Origin of the sequence: Hyphomonas beringensis, from assembly GCF_000682755.1 — a bacterium.
Lineage (GTDB): Bacteria > Pseudomonadota > Alphaproteobacteria > Caulobacterales > Hyphomonadaceae > Hyphomonas > Hyphomonas beringensis.
This window is the reverse complement of the sequence record NZ_AWFF01000027.1, coordinates 1-20,885: the sequence shown is the minus strand read 5'-3', so window position 1 is coordinate 20,885 and position 20,885 is coordinate 1. Positions and strand designations below refer to the sequence as shown.

General features: G+C 60.0%; 21 protein-coding genes. 20 read left to right on the top strand and 1 reads right to left on the bottom strand.

Annotation, left to right across the window (positions count from 1 at the left end):
* Positions 1-53 precede the first annotated feature (53 nt).
* The 20 genes from miaB (at position 54) to HY29_RS04235 (ending at position 19,490) form a co-directional block, all read left to right on the top strand.
* Complete coding sequence (gene miaB, locus HY29_RS04325) at positions 54-1,430, top strand: tRNA (N6-isopentenyl adenosine(37)-C2)-methylthiotransferase MiaB (protein ID WP_034792998.1); 1,377 nt, start codon at positions 54-56, stop codon at positions 1,428-1,430.
* A complete protein-coding gene (locus HY29_RS04320; protein WP_081811221.1) occupies positions 1,427-2,410 on the top strand; it encodes a PhoH family protein in 984 nt (327 codons plus the stop codon). The genes miaB and HY29_RS04320 overlap by 4 nt, the downstream gene beginning before the upstream one ends.
* Positions 2,358-2,870: an rRNA maturation RNase YbeY gene (ybeY, locus tag HY29_RS04315; RefSeq protein WP_241765130.1), complete on the top strand. Its 513-nt coding sequence runs from the start codon at positions 2,358-2,360 to the stop codon at positions 2,868-2,870. The genes HY29_RS04320 and ybeY overlap by 53 nt, the downstream gene beginning before the upstream one ends.
* Positions 2,871-2,883: 13 nt before the next feature.
* Positions 2,884-3,747 (top strand): transporter associated domain-containing protein, encoded by an 864-nt coding sequence (locus tag HY29_RS04310; protein ID WP_034792957.1) that lies wholly within the window; start codon positions 2,884-2,886, stop codon positions 3,745-3,747.
* A 3-nt stretch (positions 3,748-3,750) separates the two neighbouring features.
* Positions 3,751-5,394 carry an apolipoprotein N-acyltransferase gene (lnt, locus tag HY29_RS04305; protein WP_034792955.1) on the top strand — a complete coding sequence of 548 codons (1,644 nt, stop codon included), beginning with the start codon at positions 3,751-3,753 and terminating at the stop codon, positions 5,392-5,394.
* A gap of 36 nt (positions 5,395-5,430) precedes the next feature.
* Complete coding sequence (locus HY29_RS04300; protein ID WP_034792953.1) at positions 5,431-5,853, top strand: helix-turn-helix domain-containing protein; 423 nt, start codon at positions 5,431-5,433, stop codon at positions 5,851-5,853.
* A 33-nt stretch (positions 5,854-5,886) separates the two neighbouring features.
* Positions 5,887-6,585 (top strand): tRNA (guanosine(46)-N7)-methyltransferase TrmB, encoded by a 699-nt coding sequence (trmB, locus tag HY29_RS04295; protein WP_034792951.1) that lies wholly within the window; start codon positions 5,887-5,889, stop codon positions 6,583-6,585.
* 185 nt (positions 6,586-6,770) lie between these two features.
* Positions 6,771-6,980 carry a cold-shock protein gene (locus HY29_RS04290; protein ID WP_027839282.1) on the top strand — a complete coding sequence of 70 codons (210 nt, stop codon included), beginning with the start codon at positions 6,771-6,773 and terminating at the stop codon, positions 6,978-6,980.
* A 189-nt stretch (positions 6,981-7,169) separates the two neighbouring features.
* On the top strand, positions 7,170-7,769 hold the full coding sequence (gene rimP / locus HY29_RS04285) for a ribosome maturation factor RimP (protein WP_034792946.1): 600 nt from the start codon (positions 7,170-7,172) through the stop codon (positions 7,767-7,769).
* On the top strand, positions 7,766-9,532 hold the full coding sequence (gene nusA, locus HY29_RS04280) for a transcription termination factor NusA (protein WP_034792944.1): 1,767 nt from the start codon (positions 7,766-7,768) through the stop codon (positions 9,530-9,532). Before rimP ends, nusA begins: the two co-directional genes overlap by 4 nt.
* Positions 9,507-10,184 carry an RNA-binding protein gene (locus HY29_RS04275; RefSeq protein WP_051601125.1) on the top strand — a complete coding sequence of 226 codons (678 nt, stop codon included), beginning with the start codon at positions 9,507-9,509 and terminating at the stop codon, positions 10,182-10,184. The genes nusA and HY29_RS04275 overlap by 26 nt, the downstream gene beginning before the upstream one ends.
* 60 nt (positions 10,185-10,244) lie before the next feature.
* The gene (gene infB / locus HY29_RS04270) at positions 10,245-12,797 is read left to right on the top strand and encodes a translation initiation factor IF-2 (protein ID WP_034792942.1); all 2,553 of its coding nucleotides are present in this window, start codon (positions 10,245-10,247) and stop codon (positions 12,795-12,797) included.
* Positions 12,798-12,809: 12 nt separating this feature from the next.
* Complete coding sequence (locus tag HY29_RS04265) at positions 12,810-13,337, top strand: YcxB family protein (RefSeq protein WP_034792940.1); 528 nt, start codon at positions 12,810-12,812, stop codon at positions 13,335-13,337.
* Positions 13,337-13,744, top strand: coding sequence for a 30S ribosome-binding factor RbfA (gene rbfA, locus HY29_RS04260; protein ID WP_034792938.1), 408 nt, complete (start codon positions 13,337-13,339; stop codon positions 13,742-13,744). The genes HY29_RS04265 and rbfA overlap by 1 nt, the downstream gene beginning before the upstream one ends.
* An 88-nt stretch (positions 13,745-13,832) precedes the next feature.
* Complete coding sequence (locus HY29_RS04255) at positions 13,833-14,507, top strand: hypothetical protein (protein ID WP_034792935.1); 675 nt, start codon at positions 13,833-13,835, stop codon at positions 14,505-14,507.
* A gap of 129 nt (positions 14,508-14,636) precedes the next feature.
* Positions 14,637-15,581 (top strand): tRNA pseudouridine(55) synthase TruB, encoded by a 945-nt coding sequence (gene truB / locus HY29_RS04250; protein WP_034792933.1) that lies wholly within the window; start codon positions 14,637-14,639, stop codon positions 15,579-15,581.
* Positions 15,582-15,806: 225 nt separating this feature from the next.
* Positions 15,807-15,938 carry a hypothetical protein gene (locus tag HY29_RS19800; protein ID WP_277813010.1) on the top strand — a complete coding sequence of 44 codons (132 nt, stop codon included), beginning with the start codon at positions 15,807-15,809 and terminating at the stop codon, positions 15,936-15,938.
* Positions 15,939-16,031: 93 nt separating this feature from the next.
* Positions 16,032-17,030 carry an aKG-HExxH-type peptide beta-hydroxylase gene (locus HY29_RS04245; RefSeq protein WP_034792931.1) on the top strand — a complete coding sequence of 333 codons (999 nt, stop codon included), beginning with the start codon at positions 16,032-16,034 and terminating at the stop codon, positions 17,028-17,030.
* Position 17,031: 1 nt separating this feature from the next.
* On the top strand, positions 17,032-18,510 hold the full coding sequence (locus HY29_RS04240; protein WP_034792929.1) for an oligosaccharide flippase family protein: 1,479 nt from the start codon (positions 17,032-17,034) through the stop codon (positions 18,508-18,510).
* 20 nt (positions 18,511-18,530) lie between these two features.
* Positions 18,531-19,490: an ATP-grasp domain-containing protein gene (locus tag HY29_RS04235; protein WP_051601124.1), complete on the top strand. Its 960-nt coding sequence runs from the start codon at positions 18,531-18,533 to the stop codon at positions 19,488-19,490.
* Here HY29_RS04235 and HY29_RS04230 read toward each other — a convergent pair whose 3' ends face one another.
* Positions 19,491-20,684 (bottom strand): BaiN/RdsA family NAD(P)/FAD-dependent oxidoreductase, encoded by a 1,194-nt coding sequence (locus tag HY29_RS04230; RefSeq protein ID WP_034792927.1) that lies wholly within the window; start codon positions 20,682-20,684, stop codon positions 19,491-19,493.
* Positions 20,685-20,885 lie beyond the last annotated feature (201 nt).

Below are 20,885 nucleotides of genomic sequence, written 5' to 3'. Positions count from 1 at the left end.
AATCGGCATGAAGGTTCTGGATGAATGACGGGTTTTCAGGCATAAGCGCCCGAATGAGTTCAGCAGAGACCCCCAAGACCGCCAAAGGCGTCTTCATCAAGACGTATGGCTGCCAGATGAACGTGTATGATTCCGAGCGCATGCGAGACGTATTGCGCCCGCTTGGCTATGCCCCGGTGGACAGTCCTGAAAACGCTGATCTGGTGGTTCTGAACACCTGCCATATCCGTGAAAAGGCGACGGAAAAGGTCTATTCCGAACTTGGCCAGCTGAAGCGCATGAAAGAAGGCTCCGGCGGCAAGATGACGATTGCCGTGGCCGGCTGCGTTGCGCAGGCGGAAGGCGAAGAGATCATGCGGCGCCAGCCGGCGGTGGATCTGGTGCTGGGCCCGCAGGCCTATCACAAGCTGCCGGAAATGATCGCCCGCGCCAGCCGCGCTGTCGGTGACCGCCTGGAAACAGAATTCGATACGCTGGAAAAATTCGACGCCCTGCCGAAAACGCGGGAGGCTGATGGCCCGACCGCGTTCCTGTCGGTTCAGGAAGGCTGTGACAAGTTCTGCACTTTCTGTGTTGTGCCCTATACGCGCGGCGCCGAGCTGTCGCGCCCCGTGGATGACATTACCCTGGAGGCGCGGGCGCTGGCCGCACAAGGCGTGCGCGAGATTTCCCTGCTGGGCCAGAACGTCAACGCCTTCCATGGCGCATCGCCTGCGCTAACCAATGAAACCGACTGGACGCTGGGCCAGCTGGTGCGCCATCTGGCAAAGATTGGCGGCATTGAACGCATTCGCTACACAACCAGCCATCCGCGCGACATGGATGATGATTTGATCGCCGCGCATGGTGACACGCCGCAGATGCAACCCTTCCTGCACTTGCCCGTTCAGTCTGGCTCTGACCGTATTCTGAAGGCCATGAATCGTGGCCATACGGCAGATGAGTACAGGGAGATCATTCGCAAGGTGCGCGCTGCCCAGCCAGATATTGCCATGGCGTCAGACTTCATCGTGGGCTTCCCCGGTGAAAGCGACGAAGATTTCGAAGCGACCATGCAACTGGTGCGGGATGTGAATTATGCGATTGCATACTCCTTCAAATATTCTCCGCGTCCGGGCACACCGGCGGCGGAAATGTTCGGCCAGGTGCCGGAAGAGGTGAAGGATGTGCGCTTGCAGGCCCTGCAGAAACTGCTCCGCGAACAGCAGATTGCCTTCAATGAATCCAAGATCGGCCAGACCGTGCCCGTGCTGGTGACAGGCCGTGGCCGCCGCGAAGGCCAGGCCCATGGCCGCTCTCCCTGGATGCAGGCCGTTCACTTCAATGGCCCGGAAAACCTGACCGGTGAGATTGTCGATGTAAAGATCACTGATGCGAGCCTGAACTCCCTGAGTGGAGATCTGGTGCGTACCCGAGAGGTTGCCCTGTGAGCGTAAGGCGCCGTCCATCTGCCTCACCTGAGGCTCCGATCAGCCGCATTTACGAAGTCCGCAATGCCGAAACACTGCGCGATCTGTGCGGGCCGCATCACCGCCACCTGCAATTGCTGGAAACGCGCCTGAAGGAATTCGGCCTGCGGGCGGAAAGCCAGGGCGGCGGTGTCCTGTTGGTCGGTGTGGCAGAAGGTGTGTCGATTGCCGAGGCTGTGCTGGCGGAACTGGAGCGCCGGTTGCGGACGGGCACGGACATTACCGACATGGATGTCGATGGCGCGCTGGAAGCAGTGCAGACACCGGCGCAGAGCTTTGGCACCTTCCGGGGGCTGAAGAAGCCGGTGACGCCGCAGACACGCGGCCAGTCCCGTTATATCGATCTTCTGGCGAACCCGGACAATGCAATGATTTTCGGCGTCGGTCCGGCCGGCACCGGCAAGACCTTCCTGGCCGTTGCGGCGGGCGTTTCGGAGTTGTTGACCGGCGCGCGCCAGCGCCTGATCGTGACGCGTCCTGCTGTGGAGGCGGGCGAGAAGCTAGGCTTCCTGCCGGGCACGCTGGAAGAAAAGGTCGACCCCTACATGCTGCCGATCTGGGACTCGCTGCGCGAGCTGATGGGACAGGAGCAGATGGAACGGCGCATGGCGCGCGGCGAGATTGAAGTCGCGCCACTGGCTTTCATGCGCGGGCGTACACTGAAGAATGCCTTCGTCATTGTGGATGAAGCGCAGAACACGACCATTCCGCAGATGAAAATGGTTCTGACGCGCCTTGGCCGTGACAGCCGCATGGTGATCACGGGCGATCCTGGGCAGGTTGACCTGCCGGGGCACCAACCCTCCGGCATGAAGCACGCGCTGCAGATTCTGGGCGATATCGAGGGCGTGAATGTCCACACGCTGACGGCAGCGGATGTTGTGCGTCATGGCTTGGTCAGCCGCATCATCGACGCCTATGCGGCGGCGGGCGAGGGCTGAACGCGCAGCGATGATCGAGTTTGAACTCATCCTGGAGGATGACAGCTGGCAAGCCATTCCGGATCTGGAAGCGGTCTGTCAGACCGCGTTCGAGGCCGCCTGCAAGGTTGAGTTGGCAGAGGGCGTTGTCTCGCTGATGCTGGCCGATGATCATGCGCTGCATCAGCTGAACCGCCAGTTCCGCGGGAAAGACAAGCCAACGGACGTTCTGTCCTTTCCGGCAGATGTGATGGACCGCCCCTTGCTGGGCGACATTGCCGTGGCGCATGGCGTGTCGCTGGCCGATGCAGAGGCGCAGGGAAAGTCACTTCCGGACCATCTGACACATTTGCTGATCCATGGTTATCTGCACCTGATGGGGCATGACCACGAAACACAGGCAGAGGCCGAGATTATGGAAGCGCTGGAAATAAAGGCGCTTGCATCCCTGGGCATTGCTAATCCATATTTGACGGACTGAATCACCTGAGGCCATGAGCGACCCTGACTCTTCTGAAGCGCCGCCAAGCGGCCGATTACGTAGCTTTTTCGGTTTTGGCCGAAAGCCTCAGCCTGTTGAGTCGTCTCAGGATAATTCCAATGGGGGCGACCCACAGCATAATCCGAACGAGATGCGCCTGCGCCTGGCCGAGTTCCAGGACATGCGGGTGGAAGACGTCATGGTGCCGCGCGCCGAGATCAAGGCGCTGGAAGTCGGCACGGAATTTCCGGACCTGCTGAAATATTTCGCCGAAGTGACGCATTCGCGCCTGCCGGTCTTCCGCGAGACACTGGATGACCCGATCGGCTTCATTCACATCAAGGATGTCGTGACCGAACTGGCCAAGGATGGCGAGCCGGCCAAACGCCCGCTGGAGCGGCTGCACAGGGAGGCACTGTATGTGCCGCCCTCGATGAAGCTGACGGATCTTCTTGTGAAAATGCAGTCGACGCGTATTCACCTTGGGCTCGTGGTCGACGAGTATGGCGGGACTGACGGACTGGTCAGCCTGGAAGACCTGGTTGAAGAAATCGTCGGTGACATCGAAGACGAACACGATGATGAAGAAGCGATGTTCGTGCGCCGCAGCCAGAGAGTCTGGGAAGCGGATGCGCGAACCGAGATAGACGATTTTGCCGAGGAAACGGGCATTGACCTCTCAATCGAGGATAATGACGGAGATTTCGACACGCTGGGCGGCGTGGCCTTTGCCCTTGCGGGCAAGGTGCCGGTGCGCGGCGAGGTTCTGCGTCACCCGACAGGGGTGGAGATTGAAATCATGGACGCAGATGCACGGCGAATTCGCCGCGTGCGCCTGCGGACACCGGAACAGCCCGCTCCCGCCTCTGAGGAGTAATGCATGACACATGAGGTGCGGAGTCACGGGTTCACGGCACTTGGACCCTTGCACGAGGCGTTTGCCCGCCTGACAGGCTGGGCCGCGGTCGCGACCTGCATTCTGCTGGGCGCGTTTTCCGCTGTGGCCTTTGCGCCCTTCCATTTCAGCGCCGTGCTGGTGATTTCCTTCACGGGCCTGATCTGGATGCTGGACGGCGCGCGCGGCCATCGCAAATGGGGCAAGGCGGTTTTCCTGCGCTGCTGGGCGTTTGGCGTAGGATTTTTCCTGATCAGCATGCACTGGACGGCGGCGCCATTTCTAGTGGAGCCGGAAAAGCATGCCATTTTCCTGTGGATGCCGCTGGTTCTGCTGCCGGGCGGCATGGCGATCATCTGGGGCGTGTTTGGCGCGATGGCGGGGGCCTTCTGGTCTGCGTCTCCGTCGCGGATCTTTGTCTTCGCCTTCTTCTTTGCGCTGGCTGAATATGTACGCGGCCACTTGTTTGGCGGCTTTCCGTGGAATTTGCCCGGCACGACCTGGGTGCCGGGGGGCGCGCTGTCGCAAGGGGCCTCCCTGGGCGGGGTTTACTGGCTGACGCTTGTCACTGTCTTCCTGATGTCGACACCGGCGGCGTTGGTGGACACACGTGATGCGCGAGGATTGATGCTGCGCATCGCGCCATCCTTCGCGGCGGTGATCCTGCTGGCGCTGGGCTGGAGCTGGGGCTCGCAACGCATTGCGACACCCTCTGCCATGACGGACCAGACCGTGGTGCTGATGGATTCCGGCGTGCCACAGGATGAGAAATGGGAAATCGGGCCGGACCCGATCCTGATCGAATATTTGCGCCTGCTGTCCAATCAGGAAGGCGAGCCGGGCGACATCATTATCTGGCCGGAAGGGGCCCTGCCAACGACGCTGTTGCAGGACGCCAATGCGCTGGACGCTGTGGGCGCGTATCTTGGGCCGCGCAAGCTGATCGTCGGCACGACCCGGTACGAGATTACCGGCGACAATTCGCGCGACTATTATAACAGCCTGACCGTGATCGATGACACGGCGATCCGCTCCGGTCCTGTGGCGCTGTATGACAAGCACCGCCTTGTTCCGTTCGGGGAATTGGCGGCGGCACAGATCATTCCGTTTGGCGAGGCGCTTTCCGGCATTCTTCCGGGGGCGATCCAGCGCATGGCGCGCGACGGCTTCCATCCGGGCCCCGGCCCGGCAGTGATCTATGCTGACGACATTCCGCCCTTTGTCGCGATGATCTGCTATGAAGGGCTCTACCCCTCCATTCCGCGCAATGCGAACCTTGGCGCGCGGGCGGACTGGCTGGTTTTGATCTCAAATGATGCCTGGTTTGGCGGCGGAATGGGCCCGGCGCAGCATTATGCGCAAAACCGCTACCGCGCGATTGAAACCGGTTTGCCGCTGGCGCGCGTGGCCAGTCGCGGGGCGTCGGCCATGGTTGATGGCCATGGCCGTGAAGTGTTCCGTGCAGCACCTGTTACAGATGCGCCAAGTGGCTGGAATACGGATTTTGGCCGTGGGAAACTTCCTGCGCCAGCCCCGGTAACGCTTTACCAGACACGGCTTGGCCTGTTGCTATTCTGGTTGACGCTTAGTCTCTTCGTCGGACTCGCTTTCCTGACGTGGCGGCGGTAAACCTAGATCTTATTCAGTATCTGAATTGGATGGGGAATGTCGGACAGCAAACTTCCGAGCGGGATAGACCGTGTGGTGGGCCAGCGTATTCGTTGGCGCCGCAAGGAATTGAATCTGACTCAGGAAAAGCTTGGCGACCTTTTGGGCCTGACTTTCCAACAGGTGCAGAAATACGAAAAAGGCATCAATCGAGTCTCGGCTGGCCGCCTGTATGAAATGTCGACCGTTCTGGGCATACCGATCACTTATTTCTTTGATGGGGCCGATGCCTATCTGCAGCATGAAGCCCTGCAAGTGGCCGAAGACGGGGACGACATCCACGCGCCAATAATGACATCCGAAGTGCTGGACCTGATTGCTGCGTTTCAGCGGATCGAGGATGTTTCGCTGCGAAAGTCCCTGCTGGCGACGGTGCAGGCGGCGGCGAGCGCCTTTGATGACAAGCAGGCCGAGGATTGATCCGCAGACCGCTCTCGGGCATCAGGCGGCGCGATGACTGACAGACACGATGATCCCAAGCATATCCCCCTGCGGACATTTGGCCGGATAGGCGGGCGCGGCCTGTCTGCCCGACAGCAGGGGCTGATTGATACATTGCTGCCGCAATTGCAGGTTCCGGACGCGCCGGATGGGTCGCTGGACCCGGCAGGCCTGTTTGGGGAGGCGCGCGATGTGTGGCTGGAAATCGGCTTTGGCGGCGGCGAACATCTTGTCGGCCAGGCGGGGCTCCATCCTGATACCGGCTTCATCGGGTGTGAGCCCTGGATCGAGGGGATGGCGAAGGCGTTGACCGGGATTGAGGGGCAGGGCCTGAAGAATGTAAGGCTGGTGATGGATGATGCGCGACCCGTCATGGCCTCTCTCAAGGATGAGAGCATTGCCCGCGCCTTTATCCTGTTTCCGGATCCGTGGCCGAGAAAACGCCAGCAGAAGCGCCGCCTGATCCAGCCGGAATTCCTGTCCGTCCTGTACCGCATCTGCAAGCCCGGCGCACAGGTCCGCTTCGCGACAGACGTAAAGAGTTATGCAGATGAGGCCCTGCAGCGCTTTCTGGCGCATGGCGGGTTTGACTGGCAGGCAGAGCGCGCAGATGACTGGCGAACGCCGCCGGAAGATCACCTCACTACCCGTTATGAAAGCAAGAAACTGGGCGATTGCGCCCCGGTTTGGCTCGATTTCGTTCGCAGCTGACACAAAGCAGTCACTTGACGGAATGTCGCACCCGTGAATTAATAGCGGCATCGAATTCGGTCGGTCTGAATATCAAGACCCCGTCAGACCGGCGGCCATGACTTTCTTCCCTCCCGTTTCGATAGGTGGACTTGGTTCAAATCCGGACCGGGCCGCTTCAATTGAACGTAAAAGGACTACAAGTAATGGCAACTGGCAAAGTGAAATGGTTCAATGACCAGAAGGGCTTTGGCTTCATCAAACCTGATGAGGGCGGCTCGGACGTTTTCGTTCACATTTCAGCCGTTGAGCGCTCCGGCCTTCGCACGCTGGCCGAAGATCAGGCAGTATCTTACGAACTCTACAAGGACGAACGCCGTGGCAAAACCTCGGCTGTCGACCTGAAGGTTCTCTAAGACAGAATTCTCTCGAGAGAATTTTAGACGGCGGTTCCGGCAAGCGGAGCCGCCGTTTTTGCATCTACAGCAACGCATACTCGACAGGCCGCGCCTATGGGGCTATATATATTCCAAGTCGAAACATATCGGCGGCGGTTCCGGAAACGGGGCCGCCGCTTTTCTTTACCGGAATACTCCCTCAAACGCATGATTGCTCTGACCGAACAGGAACGTCGCATTCTCGCTCTCGCCACGCCCGTGGCGGAGTCCCTTGGCTTGGAAATCGTACGCCTGCGCATTCAGGGCGGGCGGCGTCCGCAGCTTCAGATCATGACGGAAAGAGCCGGCGGCGCCCCGACCAATGTCGAGGATTGCGCCAGGCTCTCACGCGCTCTGGGGCCGGTGCTGGAAGATGATGATCCCATCAAGGAAGCCTATACGCTGGAAGTATCCACGCCCGGCATTGACCGCCCGCTGACGCGGGAAGGGGACTTTGCCCGCTGGGTGGGCCATGCCGCAAAAGTGGAGCTGGCACGCCCGATTGATGGCCGCCGCCGCTTTACCGGCATCATTACCGGTGAAGACGAAAACGGCGCCCATCTGGAACTGGACGATGAGACCGAGCTGGTTGCACACGTTCATGAGATGAGCCGCGCCAGCCTGATCCTGACGGATGAACTGATTGAAGCGGCACGTGCCTCCGGTAATCTGCCGCCGCAACCTGATGAAGACGACCTCGGCGACCTTGAAATCGACGAGAGTGATGAAGACACCGAGTCAAATGAAGAGACGGGAGACGTCAAATGAACACCATCGGCGTTTCAGCCAACAGGCTGGAAATCCTGCAGATCGCCAAGGCGGTCGCTGAAGAGAAGGCGATTGATCAGACAATCGTCATCGAGGCTATGCAGGAAGCCATCGAGAAGGCCGCGAAAGCAAAATACGGCCAGGAGCACGACATCCGTGCGAAGATCGATGAGCAGACCGGCGAACAGACGCTGTGGCGGATCCAGACAGTCGTCCCGGACGATGAGTTCGAGGATGAATCCAAACAGCTGCGTCTGTCGGAAGCCAAGAAGATCGACGACTCCCTTGAGGTCGGCGACGAGCTGAAAGACGAGCTGCCGCCGTTCGATTTCGGTCGTGTGGCTGCCCAGACCGCCAAGCAGGTCATCATGCAGAAGGTGCGTGATGCCGAGCGTGAGCGTCAGTACAATGAGTACAAGGATCGCGTCGGAGAGATCATCTCCGGTGTCGTTAAGCGCGTCGAATATGGCCATGTGATCGTGGACCTCGGCCGCGCAGAGGGCATTATCCGCCGCAATGACGGTATTCCGCGCGAGAACTTCCAGACGAATGATCGTGTGCGGGCCTATCTTTACAAGGTCAGCCGCGAGACCAAGGGTCCGCAAATCTTCCTGTCCCGCTCTGCGCCTGATTTCATGGTCAAGCTGTTCGCGCAGGAAGTTCCGGAAGTCTATGAAGGTGTGATCGAGATCAAGGCCTGTGCCCGTGACGCGGGCAGCCGCGCCAAGATCGGCGTGATCTCCAATGACAGCTCGATTGATCCGGTCGGCGCCTGTGTGGGTATGCGCGGTGCGCGTGTCCAGGCGGTTGTTGGCGAACTCTCCGGTGAGAAGATCGACATCATTCCGTGGAACTATGACGACGCAACCTTCATCGTGAACGCGCTGCAGCCGGCCGAAGTGTCGAAAGTGGTGCTGGACGAGGAAGAGCGCCGCGTGGAAGTCGTGGTGGCGGACGATCAGTTCCCGCTGGCTATTGGCCGCCGCGGACAGAATGTGCGCCTCGCCTCCCAGCTGACCGGCTGGCAGATCGACCTCGTGACCGAAAGCGCCGATTCCGAGCGCTATCAGCGTGAGTTCCAGGAGCGTACCGACCTGTTCATGAAAGCGCTGGATGCGGACGAAACGCTGGCTCAGCTGCTCGCCTCTGAAGGCTTCGAGACGGTCGAAGAAATTGCCTATGTGGCCTCTGAAGACTTCATCACGATTGAAGGCTTTGACGAGGATGTAGCCGCCGAGCTGCAGGAACGTGCCCGTGAATATCTGGACCGCGTTGCCGCCGAGAATGATGCCAAGCGCAAGGAGCTGGGCGTTGAAGATGCCGTGATGGAGCTGGAAGGCATGACGCCGTCCTTTGCTGTCCGTCTCGGCGAAGAAGGCGTGCAGACGCTGGATGATGTTGCAGGCCTGGTGCCGGACGACATCACCGGCTGGCGTGAGCCGGGCCCGGACGGCAAGCCGGTCTGGGTGGAAGGCATTCTGAAGAAGGGCGAGATGCGCAAGGATGACGCGCAGATGTTCGTCATGAAGGCCCGCGTTGCCGCAGGCTGGGTTGAGCCGGACACCGTCGAGAAGATGCTGGCTGAAAAGGCCGAAGAAGAAGTGCCTGAGCTGACCGAAGAAGAACGCGCGCTGCTGGCGCTGGGCGATCTTGGCAGCAATGCTTCTGATGAGGCGGTCGATGAGGCCCTTGAAGAGCTCGAGTTTGATCTCGAAGCCCTGTCAGCGGAGGGCGGCGATGACGAGGCCGCACCGAAAGAGTGATGCGCGGGTAACCGGCACTGACGGACAAAGCATGGCGGACGGGGAGATCCCTGTCCGCCAGTGCGCCGTGACGCGGGAACGTCTCCCGCAGACAGAGATGGTGCGCTTTGCCCTCTCACCTGAGGGTGTGGTGACGCCGGATGTGTCATCCCGGCTCCCTGGACGGGGGGTGTGGGTAAAGGCTGATCGCGAGACGCTTGAGACAGCGATTGGCAAAGGGGCGTTTGCCCGGGGCTTCAAAACTCAGGTCAAGGTGCCTGACGGTCTGATCGACCAGATCGAGGCGCTTCTGCTGAAGCGTTTCACGGGGCTTCTGGGCATGGCCAAGAAGTCCGGCGAAATCGTTCTGGGCTTTGATCAGGTGCGCGATGCGCTCCAGAAGAAACGTCCCGGACTTTTGCTTGAGGCGGCCGATGGTGCAGAAGATGGCCGCTCAAAGGTGTATTTCCTTGCAAAAGCATTATATAGCGACGTGGAAATGGCCGGTGCGCTCAGTTCTGAGGAATTGGGCGTGGCGTTTGGGCGTGAGCGTGTGATACACGGTCTCGTCCGCAAGGGTCCAATTGCGAAAGCTATACGGCTTGCCTACCGGCGGCTTGCCGGATTTCGCACACGGCCCGAACTGGACTGGTTCCCGGATCAGGATCGGTAGCGGAAAACAAAGCTGAGGCGCAATGGCGCGCATCGGCAAGAAACGTGGTATGAAGAACGCATGAGCGATACGAAAGACACTGGTGGCAATTCAGGCGGGCGCAAACCGCTCACCGTCTCCCGGAAGAGTTCCGGTACGGTGAAGCAAAGCTTCAGCCATGGCCGCTCCAAGCAGGTGGTTGTTGAGACGAAGAAGCGCCGGGCGGTAGGCCCTGGCGGCTCCTCCTCCTCCGCACCTGCCAAGGACGCGCCAAAGGGGAATGATACCCTTGAGGCGCGCCTGGTTGCGACCGCGAAGAAGCTGGGCATTACCGTCGACGAGCTGAAAGCGCGTCAGAAGGCCCTGCTGGAACGCAAGAACGAAGTTGCGGCCCGCGCCAAGGAAGAGCAGCGCGAGAAGGAGGCCCAGGACCGCCTTCGCTCCGAGCAGGAAAAGAAACTGCAGGAAGCGAAAGAGCGCGAAGAGGCTGAAGCTCGCCGCAAGGCCGAGGAAGAAGCGCGCAAGGCTGAAGAAGCCGCCGCGAAGGAGCGCGTTGACCGTGCCCCGAAAGCCCGCGCCAAATCTGCGGCACCTGCCGACAGCCCGGCGGCTGCGGCTCCTGCCGTTGATGATGCCCCGGCGCGCAGTGGCGGCAAGCGTAAATCCAAGGATGACCGTGATCGCCGTGACACGCAGAACCGTCCTTCTCGTGGGGGTGGTGGTGAGCGCCGTCGTGGCAAGCTGACCATTTCTTCGGCTCTTGGCGATGATGCAGACCGTCAGCGTTCGCTGGCCTCCCTGCGCCGTGCCCGTGAGCGCGAACGTGAGCGCCGCACAGGCGGTAGCGAGCAGCGCGAGAAAGTGTCTGTCGAAGTCACCCTGCCGGAAACGATCACACTGCAGGATCTGGCCCAGCGGATGAATGAGCGCGTCGCAGACGTCGTCAAATTCATGATCCAGCAAGGCGAGATGCTGCGCGGCAATGACATTATCGACGCTGACACGGCCGAACTGATCGCCGAGGAATTTGGCCACACCGTGAAACGTGTTGCTGAATCCGATGTCGAGATCGGTCTTGAAGGTGAGGATGATGATCCGAAAGATCTGAAGTCACGCCCGCCGATCGTCACGATCATGGGCCATGTCGACCACGGCAAGACCTCTCTGCTGGACGCCCTGCGCAAGACCGATGTGGTCGCGGGCGAAGCAGGCGGCATTACCCAACATATCGGTGCCTATCAGGTGAAGCTGAAATCCGGTGACCGGATTACCTTCCTCGATACGCCGGGCCACGCGGCCTTTACGGCAATGCGTGCGCGTGGTGCGACGGCGACCGACATTGCCATTCTGGTCGTGGCGGCGGATGACTCCGTGATGCCGCAGACGATTGAATCCATCAATCACGCCAAGGCGGCCGGTGTTCCGATCATCGTGGCGGTCAACAAGACAGACCTGCCGGACTCCAATGCCGACAAGGTGCTGACAGACCTGTTGCAGCATGATGTTCAGGTCGAAAGCATGGGCGGTGAAACCCAGGCCGTGAAAGTCTCTGCCCTGACGGGTCAGGGTCTGGACGAGCTGACGGATGCCATTACTCTGCAGGCCGAACTTCTGGAACTGAAAGCCAACCCGTCGCGTCATGCAGATGGCGTGGTGATCGAAAGCCAACTGGACAAGGGCCGCGGCCCGGTTGCCACCGTGCTGGTCAAGCGCGGTACGCTGGAGCGCGGCGATATCGTCGTGGCCGGCTCGCAATGGGGTAAGGTCCGGGCTCTGGTTGACGAGCGTGGACAACAGCTGAAAGGCGCAGGCCCGGCCCAGCCGGTCGAGGTGCTCGGCCTGGATGGCGCGCCGGACCCGGGCGACTCCTTCGTGGTTGTCGATACCGAAGCCCGTGCCCGTGAAGTCACCGAATACCGTATCCGCTCCAAGCGGCAGGTTTCCGGCAAGGCGGGCGCTGCGGCGCGTGCTTCACTGGATCAGCTGCTCAGCAAGCTGAAAGATGGCTCTGTCGAGACGTCCGAGCTGCCAGTGGTTGTAAAGGGCGATGTTCAGGGGTCTGTCGAGGCGATTTCCCAGTCGCTGGACAAGCTGTCGACCGAGGAAGTCCGTGCCCGTGTCATTCATGGCGCTGTGGGCGGTATTTCCGAAAGCGACGTGCTGCTGGCCCGTTCGTCCAACGCACCGATCTTTGCCTTCAACGTCCGCGCCAACAAGCAGGCGCGCGATCTGGCAGAGAAGGAAGGCGTCGAGATCCGCTACTATTCCGTGATCTACGACCTGATCGACGATGTGAAAGCCACCCTGTCGGGCATGCTGGCACCGGAGAAACGCGAAACCTTCATCGGCTATGCCGAGATCCTCGAAGTCTTCAACATCACGAAAGTGGGCAAGGTTGCAGGCTGCCGGATCAGCGAAGGCAAAGTGCTTCGCGGCTGTGGCGTTCGCCTGCTGCGTGACGATGTCGTCATCCATGAAGGCAAGCTGAAAACGCTCAAGCGTTTCAAGGACGAGGTCAACGAGGTCAATTCCGGCATGGAATGCGGTATGGCGTTCGAGCGCTATGACGACATGCGCGTCGGCGACAAGATCGAGTGCTTCCAGGTTGAGGAAATCGCAAGGACGCTCGACTAAACAGGGTCGCTCATGAGTGAACCTGTCATAGTCTCGGGCCAGCTGGCCGAAAAAGACCTCAAGCGTCTTGCGCGTCTCAGTCGGGGCGGCACGGTTGGGCCTACGGCAGTCTATTATGCCGGGGTCACAGCCCCGATCATATCGGCCAGCATCTCCCTCATGGTCCGCAACGCAGCGGACATGGCGGGGCTGAGTGCCTACTGGCAGTGGTTTCTCTCGGCGCTGGTGGCGGCATTTGCCGGTATTTCGTGGTATCTTATCTTCATCCGCTGGTCCTATGGCGTCAGCGGAGATGGCAAGGACGAGATGGCACGTGAGGCAGAGATCGCTCTGCTGGACGACGTTTTACAGGTTCGCCGTGGCGGCATTGAAACCCGGATCAGCTGGGACGCCGTCAAAGAGGTGAAACAGCATCGTGGACACACGACAGTCCGGATACGGGGCGGCGATGCCGTCATAATTCCGGCATCGTGGTTCAACAAGGACAAGACGGCCCGCAAGGCCTTTACAGAACAGCTCATGCAGAAGACAGGCAGCTGATGGCACGTAAATCTTCCCCTTCCGGCAACATGCCGACACAGCGCCAGCTTCGCGCCGGCGAACTGGTGCGCCATGCGGTGTCTGACATTCTGGCGCGTGAGGATCTGCGTGATCCGGACCTGATCGGTGTGATCGTCACTGTGGGGGAGGTGCGCTGCTCTCCGGATTTGCGCCATGCGAACGTGTTTGTATCGCCGCTGGGCGATGACACGGAAAAGGGCCGCACATCTCTGGCCGAAGCGTTGAACCGTGCGGCAAGTTTCCTGCGCGGACGTCTTGGCCGGGAAATTGACCTGAAGTTCACGCCCCAGCTGCACTTCATTGCAGACAAATCCTATGATGAGGCGACCGCGATTGACCGTCTTCTGGCCGATCCGCGCGTAAAACGCGATCTGGAGCCCGAATAGCATCGGCCTCTCCTGTCTGGATGGCTTGTAATTTGACAGCCCCGAATAACGTTGCGACCCTGTAATGAATTAAACAGGGGCTCCCGGAATGGACCGTCAGACTCTTGATATGGAAGGCGCGCGGCGCGGCGAGATTTCGGCTGCGTCCCTGCAGATGGGCGATGATACAATCGCCATTCAGGGCATTGCGACCATGTCGGTTGAGTCCGTGGAGTTCCATCCATGGGACACGCCTGCCAATCGCCGCACAAAAAGCCTCTATGCCACGCTGTTCGTCGTCTGCCTGTTCTTCGGCATGATGGCGCTGGCCTGGTGGGGCCTGACGCCTCAGCGCCCTTCGGGCGTGGTCGCGCTGGCTGTGGGCAGCGGGCTGATGCTGCTGGCGCTGTTCCTGGGCATTCGCGCCATTCAGATCTCCATGCGTCTGAAGAAGCAGCAATCCTATTTCCGGCTGGTGATCGGCGCTGCGGACGGCCGGCAGATCCCGCTGGTCGACAATAATCGCGATGTTCTGCTGCGTATCCGCGACGTGGTGCGACACAAGATGGACACAGGCGACCGCGACATGCGCGGGGATTTCGATCTGGACCTGGACCTCGTCAATCTGCGCCTGCCAACACAGGCCGAGCGGCCTGCCAAAGCGGCTGAGCGGGTGCGGACGACAGAGGCGGTGCCTGAGCGCGGGCAAGAGGCCGAAGCGGAAGACCGGGATGTGCTTTTCGAGCGCGAGTCAGATGCTGAGGTCATCAAGACTGCTTCATGATGTCCAGCTTGCCGTTGATGGCTTGACGCAGACAGGCGCGCTTCGTAAGGCCGCGCCTTCGTTCTATTCCAACTGACCGCCGCCGCCCGCGTTCGAACCGCCGGGCCGCGCAAATAAAGAGAGTCTACATTGGCCCGCCAGAGAAAACGCAAAGGTGACCCGATCAGCGGGTGGCTGAACCTGTTCAAACCCGTGGACATGACCTCAACCCAGGCCGTCGCTATTCTCAAGCGAAAATTCAATGCGCAGAAAGTCGGCCATGGCGGTACGCTGGACCCATTGGCGGATGGCATCCTGCCGATTGCTTTCGGGGAAGCCACGAAGACGGTCCAGTGGGCGATGGACGCTGAAAAGGAATATGTCTTCACCATCTGCTGGGGCGTCTCGACCGCGAGCCAGGATGCAGAAGGCGAGGTGACCGCGACGTCAGACGCCCGCCCGACACGGGAGCAGGTGGAAGACCTTCTCAAAGACTATCTCGGCACCATTGAGCAGGTGCCGCCGAAATTCTCTGCCATCAAGGTGGACGGCCAGCGCGCCTATGATCTTGCCCGCGACGGGGAGGAGTTCGAACTCACCTCCCGCGAGGTGCAGGTCTATGAAGCCGCCGTGATCGGGATGCCGGATGCCGACCATACGGTGATCCATGTCACCTCCGGCAAGGGATTCTATGTGCGGGCCATGGCTCGCGACCTGGCATTCGACCTTGGCTGCGAAGGCCATATCAGCCAGCTACGCCGCACGCGCGTCGGGGTGTTCGGCGCGCCGCAGGCTGTGGCGTTGTCGCGCATCGAAGAGACGGATGACAAGGAAGAGCTGCTCTCCCTGTTGCAGCCGGTGCATGCCATTCTGGAAGACATTCCCCAGATCGACATCTCCCGCGAGGAAGCACGGGATATTCGGCAGGGCCGCGCGATCGTTCTGTTGCCTCACATTGTGGAGCAGTGGCGCGAAGCGGCGGCGGGTGCCGAAGAGTATGACCGGGCGGCGATTGCCATTTGCTCTGGCCAAGCTGTCGCCCTGGGCGATGTGCGTGCCGGACGATTTGAGCCGAGCCGCGTTTTCACACACTGACGGCGGACATCGTTTCAGACATTCCGATTTACTACTCAGGGGCGAGTTTTCGATGCAAGGCTCATCTGTCCGGTGAGGTTGAATCTTGCGAATAACTTGCATTCGTCTGCTGTATCCTTCTGACACACATAAATTCATAAATATTTTTACTTGGAGGCTTTCAACTTGCACAGAATATGCAAGTAAATGAGTACCACCATGGTGGTGGGACAATGGAGTACTCAAATGAAACTCAACAAAGAAATGCTGCTTGGGTACAGCAATCGTCGTGACGAGAAAAACGACACGATGGTTGGTTGCAAAGGTGGCGGTCGTAAGAAGCGCCGCGGCGGCTGGTCCTTCTGGGGCTGGTGGTAATACGCAGCGACTAATCTTGTGCCCCGCCTGGAAACGGGCGGGGCATGCTTTTTTCAAAAGACTCAATACACAAAGTTTCCTGTGAGGCCGGATATGCAACCCTTCCAGTTTCTCCCCAGTGCTGAAGCCGCAGCACAAACCAATCTGGCCATGCATGACCGATTGTTCAAAAGCCTTAATTACCTGGTGGAAGTTCTCTCTGGTGCAGACGCCGGATTGCAGAACGCCTATCAGGCCTGGCGCAGCAGATTGCCGATTGGCAGTAATCTGCCGCCCTCCGTTTTTGGGACATATTATGAAGCCGTCGAAGCCCTTCAGGCCGATGACACCCACACAGGTCTTTCCCTGCTTGCAGATATTTTCCAGCAGGCCGCTGCCCCTCAGGGTGTGAAACTCCGCATCCTCGGGCCGGACTATTCCGAGCGCGAGATGGCGATTATTCAGAAATTCATGGGCGCGCCCGAAACCGGTGTTGCCGGTGTGACCGCGCCGGACCCGCGCAAGGCAGAGCGTTTCATTGTGAAACTGCGCGAAGCCATCAACTGGATTGATGCAAACGTGCCGGAACTCTCCGGTGAGATGAATACGCTGCTGCGAGATCTTGTTCTTGTTGGCCCGGCCAAAGGGCAGGCTACTTTTGAAGGCGGCACGTGTTTCCGTTTATGGGGCGCTGTTGCGCTTAACGCGGAGCGCCGTGCCTCATTCGCAGACCTGATTGTCACGCTGGCGCATGAAGAAGGCCATGCCGCCCTGTTCGGAGCCTGCCAGGAGGAGATGCTGGTCGAGAACCCTGACTCCGAGCGCTACTGGTCACCTATCCGAGGTACAGAGCGCCCGCTGGAAGGGATCTTTCATGCGTCTTTCGTATCTGCCCGGATGGTCTGGGTCTTGGGCCGCATGCAGGAGAGCAAAGATTTCTCCTGGCTGGAGCGCCGCAGGCTTGAGTCTACCTTGCGTGAGACGGAAGCCATTCAGCGTGAATCCGCCGATATTGTGCGCCGTGAAGGCCGGTTGACCCGGACGGGGCAGAACGTGCTGGCCGCCATGACAGGCTTCATGTCGGGGCAGGCTGCCACCCTCCAGTCTGCATGATATGACATCGCCATCGGTCATAAAGCGCGCCGTCCGCAGCGCCATCTGGATGTTTGCGGATACTTGGGGCTCTGCGCTGTTCGGACTGGTCAGCTTTACCCTGATGGCGCGGTTCCTTGGCCCAGACCCTTATGGGGTGATGGCGCTGGCCGCCTTGATTTTTGGTGTGGTTGGTATTTTTGTCGGCGCGCCGCTGACGGAATCCATTCAGCAACGTGAAGAGGTGTCGCCGGACCATCTGGATACGACCTTCTGGCTGAATAGCGGTCTGACGGTGCTGTTCGCCATTCCTATCGTTGTTTTTGCAGGGCCGCTGTCGGTTCTGGTCAGTTCAGAGCAAGTGGGCGAGATTCTTCCTGCCCTCAGCCTGGTTATGGTTATCGGCAGTATCAGCGCTGTTCCCGGCGCTCTTCTGGAGCGAAACCTGCACCAGCATAAAGTTGTTATGCTCGGGGCAGGGGCCGGCATGATCGCTACGCTGGTTGCGCTTTTTCTGGCCTGGGCGGGGTTTGGTGTGTGGGCTCTTGTCGCCAATATGGCGATCAGTACCATGATCATGACGGTTGGGTCTTTCTGGTTGTCGGGCTGGCGCCCCGGGTTCCGCATCAGCCGGCAAGCCTTTCTGGACCTGTTTGCGTTCAATACCGATACGATCCTCACTTACCTGATTGGCTATGTAGACAATGCCATTCCGCGTTTTCTGCTGAGTATCATTGGGGGTGAGCGGGCCGTGGGCCTCTTGTCTATCGCGCATACAATCAGCGGCATGCTGACGGGCATGCTGATGGGACCGTTCAATGAAATCGCCATGAATGTGATTGCGCGCCTGCAGTCAGATCGCAGGATGCTGCGTGACCTGCTGGACCGGGTGTTCACGCTGACGACAACTTTGCTCTATCCTTCAACGCTGGGCCTTGCGGCGATTGTCCCTTTCCTGGTGCCCCTGATGTTCGGTGAGGAATGGCAGGGTGCTGTCCTGCCTTTGCAGATCCTGCTGGTGCTGGGGATCCGGGATGCGACGGGCACGTTCAACATTTCCATTCTGCGTGGTGTGGGCGACACCCGCTCACCGATTCTTATCCTGTCTGTAGGCACTCTGCTGCTGGCGGCGCTGGCGCCGGTGTTGATGCCTTATGGAGTGGCGGGAATTGCAGCCATGATTGCCTTGCGGACCTTCCTGACCTGGCCTCTGTCTGCCACGCTGGTAGAGCGGGCAGCAGGCTATCCGGCGCGGCACCAGTTTCTGGTCGGCTGGAGATCCCTTCTCTGCTCGCTTGTTATGTTCGCAAGCGTGATGCTGTTGCCGATTGTCCTGCCGGCTGACTGGCCTGCGGCCGCGATCATCGCGGTTATGGTCACGGCAGGCGTCGCGATTTATGCGGGGCTGATGTGGCTGGCAGCCGGACGTCAGATCGACGAGATCAAGAGCGCCCTGAAATGGTTCCGCAGCCATGATGACATCCTGCCGGAACCGGCCTGAGGGAAGCGGGAAAGAGACGTATGATCTGTTTTGTAACCTCCGGGGCGCACAAATACGCCGTACGGGATTTGATAGATGTTCCGGGCATGCCGGACATTGAGCTGATCTCTTACAACCGGTTGCTGCGCACGAAGCAATTGCCGAAGGCGACCTATATTTTTACGGACTTCGACCGTCTGGATTTCTGGCAATTGGAACTGGCTGCGAAGGCTTTCCGCAATTTGCAGGCCGGGGGCGCAAATGTGCTGAATGATCCGGCTACCTGTCTGACGCGGATGGCGATGCTGAAACACCTCAAGGCGGAAGGCCTGAACAGTTTTCAGGTGTGGGACGCCGCGAGCGATGGGCTGCCGGACAGATTTCCCGTGTTCCTGCGTACGCGCGCTGCGCACCGGGGCACGCTGACGGAGCTGCTGAACACAGCGGAGGAGGCGGCGGCTGCGCTGCAGGATCTGACCGATCAGGGCTATTGCCTGTCTGATCTGATGTTTGTCGAATATTGCGCTGAGCCGGTGGCAGAGAATCTGTTCCGAAAGCTGGCGGCCTATTGTGTGGGCGGTAAGGTGGTCACCTCCATGTCCGTTCATGATGCGACCTGGCATGCGAAATTCGGGCATGAAGGCGTTGCGACAGAAGAGCTGTACAAGGACGAATTGAGCGCCGTGAAGGAAAACCGCCATGGCGCCGCTATGGAGGCGTATTTCCGCGCCGCCAATGTCGAGTTTGGCCGGGCTGACTTTGCCATGGTGAATGGCCGGATAGAAGTCTACGAGATCAATACCAATCCGAACAATTCCCGCATTCTGGAGCATCCTTTCCCAATCCGCGTGGAGGCCGACGCGTTGTTCCATCAGCGTCTGGCGGAGGCCATGCAGCAGATCGATACGACCAAAGGTGCGCCGATTGCGCTGGACCATCCAGACCTAGTCAGTCAGCGCAAGCGGGACTGGCTGGTTCTGCGCGCGCGGTGGGTGCCCTGATTATTCCGCCTGCGCGGCGGCGTGGGCACTGGCCCAGGCCCATTGGAAATTATAGCCGCCCAGCCAGCCGGTGACGTCCACGCATTCGCCGATGAAATAGAGGCCGCGCACATGGCGGCTCTCCATCGTGCGTTGGTCCAGCCCATCTGTTGAGATGCCGCCCACGGTGACCTCTGCTGTGCGATAGCCTTCTGTGCCCATGGGCGTGAGGGTCCAGGCGCGGGTGAAGGCGGCGAGATCGTCAATCGCGGCATGGGAGAGGTCCGCGAGGCGCATGTCCGCGCTGACCGGGACGAGACCGGCCACCAGGGCGGCGAGGCGGGCAGGGAAGAGGTCTTCCAGCGCCTTGGCGAGGGTCTGTTTCGGCCGGGTCTGTTTCGCGGTGCGCAGGGTTTCGGTAAGGTCAGACTCCGTCAGCAGGCTGAGGGTGAGGGCCTGCCCCGGTTGCCAATAGGATGAGGTTTGCAGCGCTGCCGGGCCGGAGAGGCCGCGATGGGTGAACAGCAGGTCTTCGTCAAAGCTGGCCCCGGAAACACTGGCGCGCACAGGCGTGGCAACGCCAGAGATCGCCGCGAATTTCTCGCCCAGCTCTCCAGAAAAGGTGAAGGGCACAAGGCCGGCGCGGGTCTCAACAATATCATGTCCGAATTGGCGGGCGATGTCATAGGCAAGGCCGCTCGCGCCCATTTTGGGAATGGACAGGCCGCCGGTTGCCATAACAAGACGCGTCGCCTGAACAGGGCCGCCGGATGTCTCCACCTCATAGTGGCCGCCGCGATGGTGGACAGCGGAAACCTCCGTAGACAGGCGAATTTCGGCATGGACGCTCGCGGCTTCATCCAGCAGCATATGGATAATGGCGCCAGACTTCTGATCACAGAAGAGCTGGCCCTTGTGCTTTTCGGTATAGGTGAGGCCGTGAGCGGCCATCAGGGAAATAAAGTCCCAGGGCGTATAGCGCGCCAGGGCGGATTTGGCGAAATGGGGGTTCTGGCTGAGGAAGCGGTCGGCGCGCGTTTCCAGATTGGTGAAATTGCACCGCCCGCCGCCAGAAATGCGAACTTTCTCAGCCGGGCGTTTTGCGTGGTCCAGCACCAGAACGCGCCGGCCATTGCGGCCGGACATGGCTGCGTGAGCCAGCCCCGCCGCCCCCGCTCCAACGACGATGGTATCGTATGTCTGCGATGGTTGCATGCACGGGCCTTACCGGTTTTCCGGGCGGGGTGCCAGTTGTCTTTGTCATTGTATTTCCTTTGCTCTGAGGTTCGCGCCTTATATTAGCAATTGTGGTATGGCCCCCACCTGTCCTGCCCCTTTCAGGGGGAGGGACGCCTGCCCTACGCTTGCGCCCCAAGCCTGCCTCGGGAAATCGATTCACTGGATCGATTTCTTTCC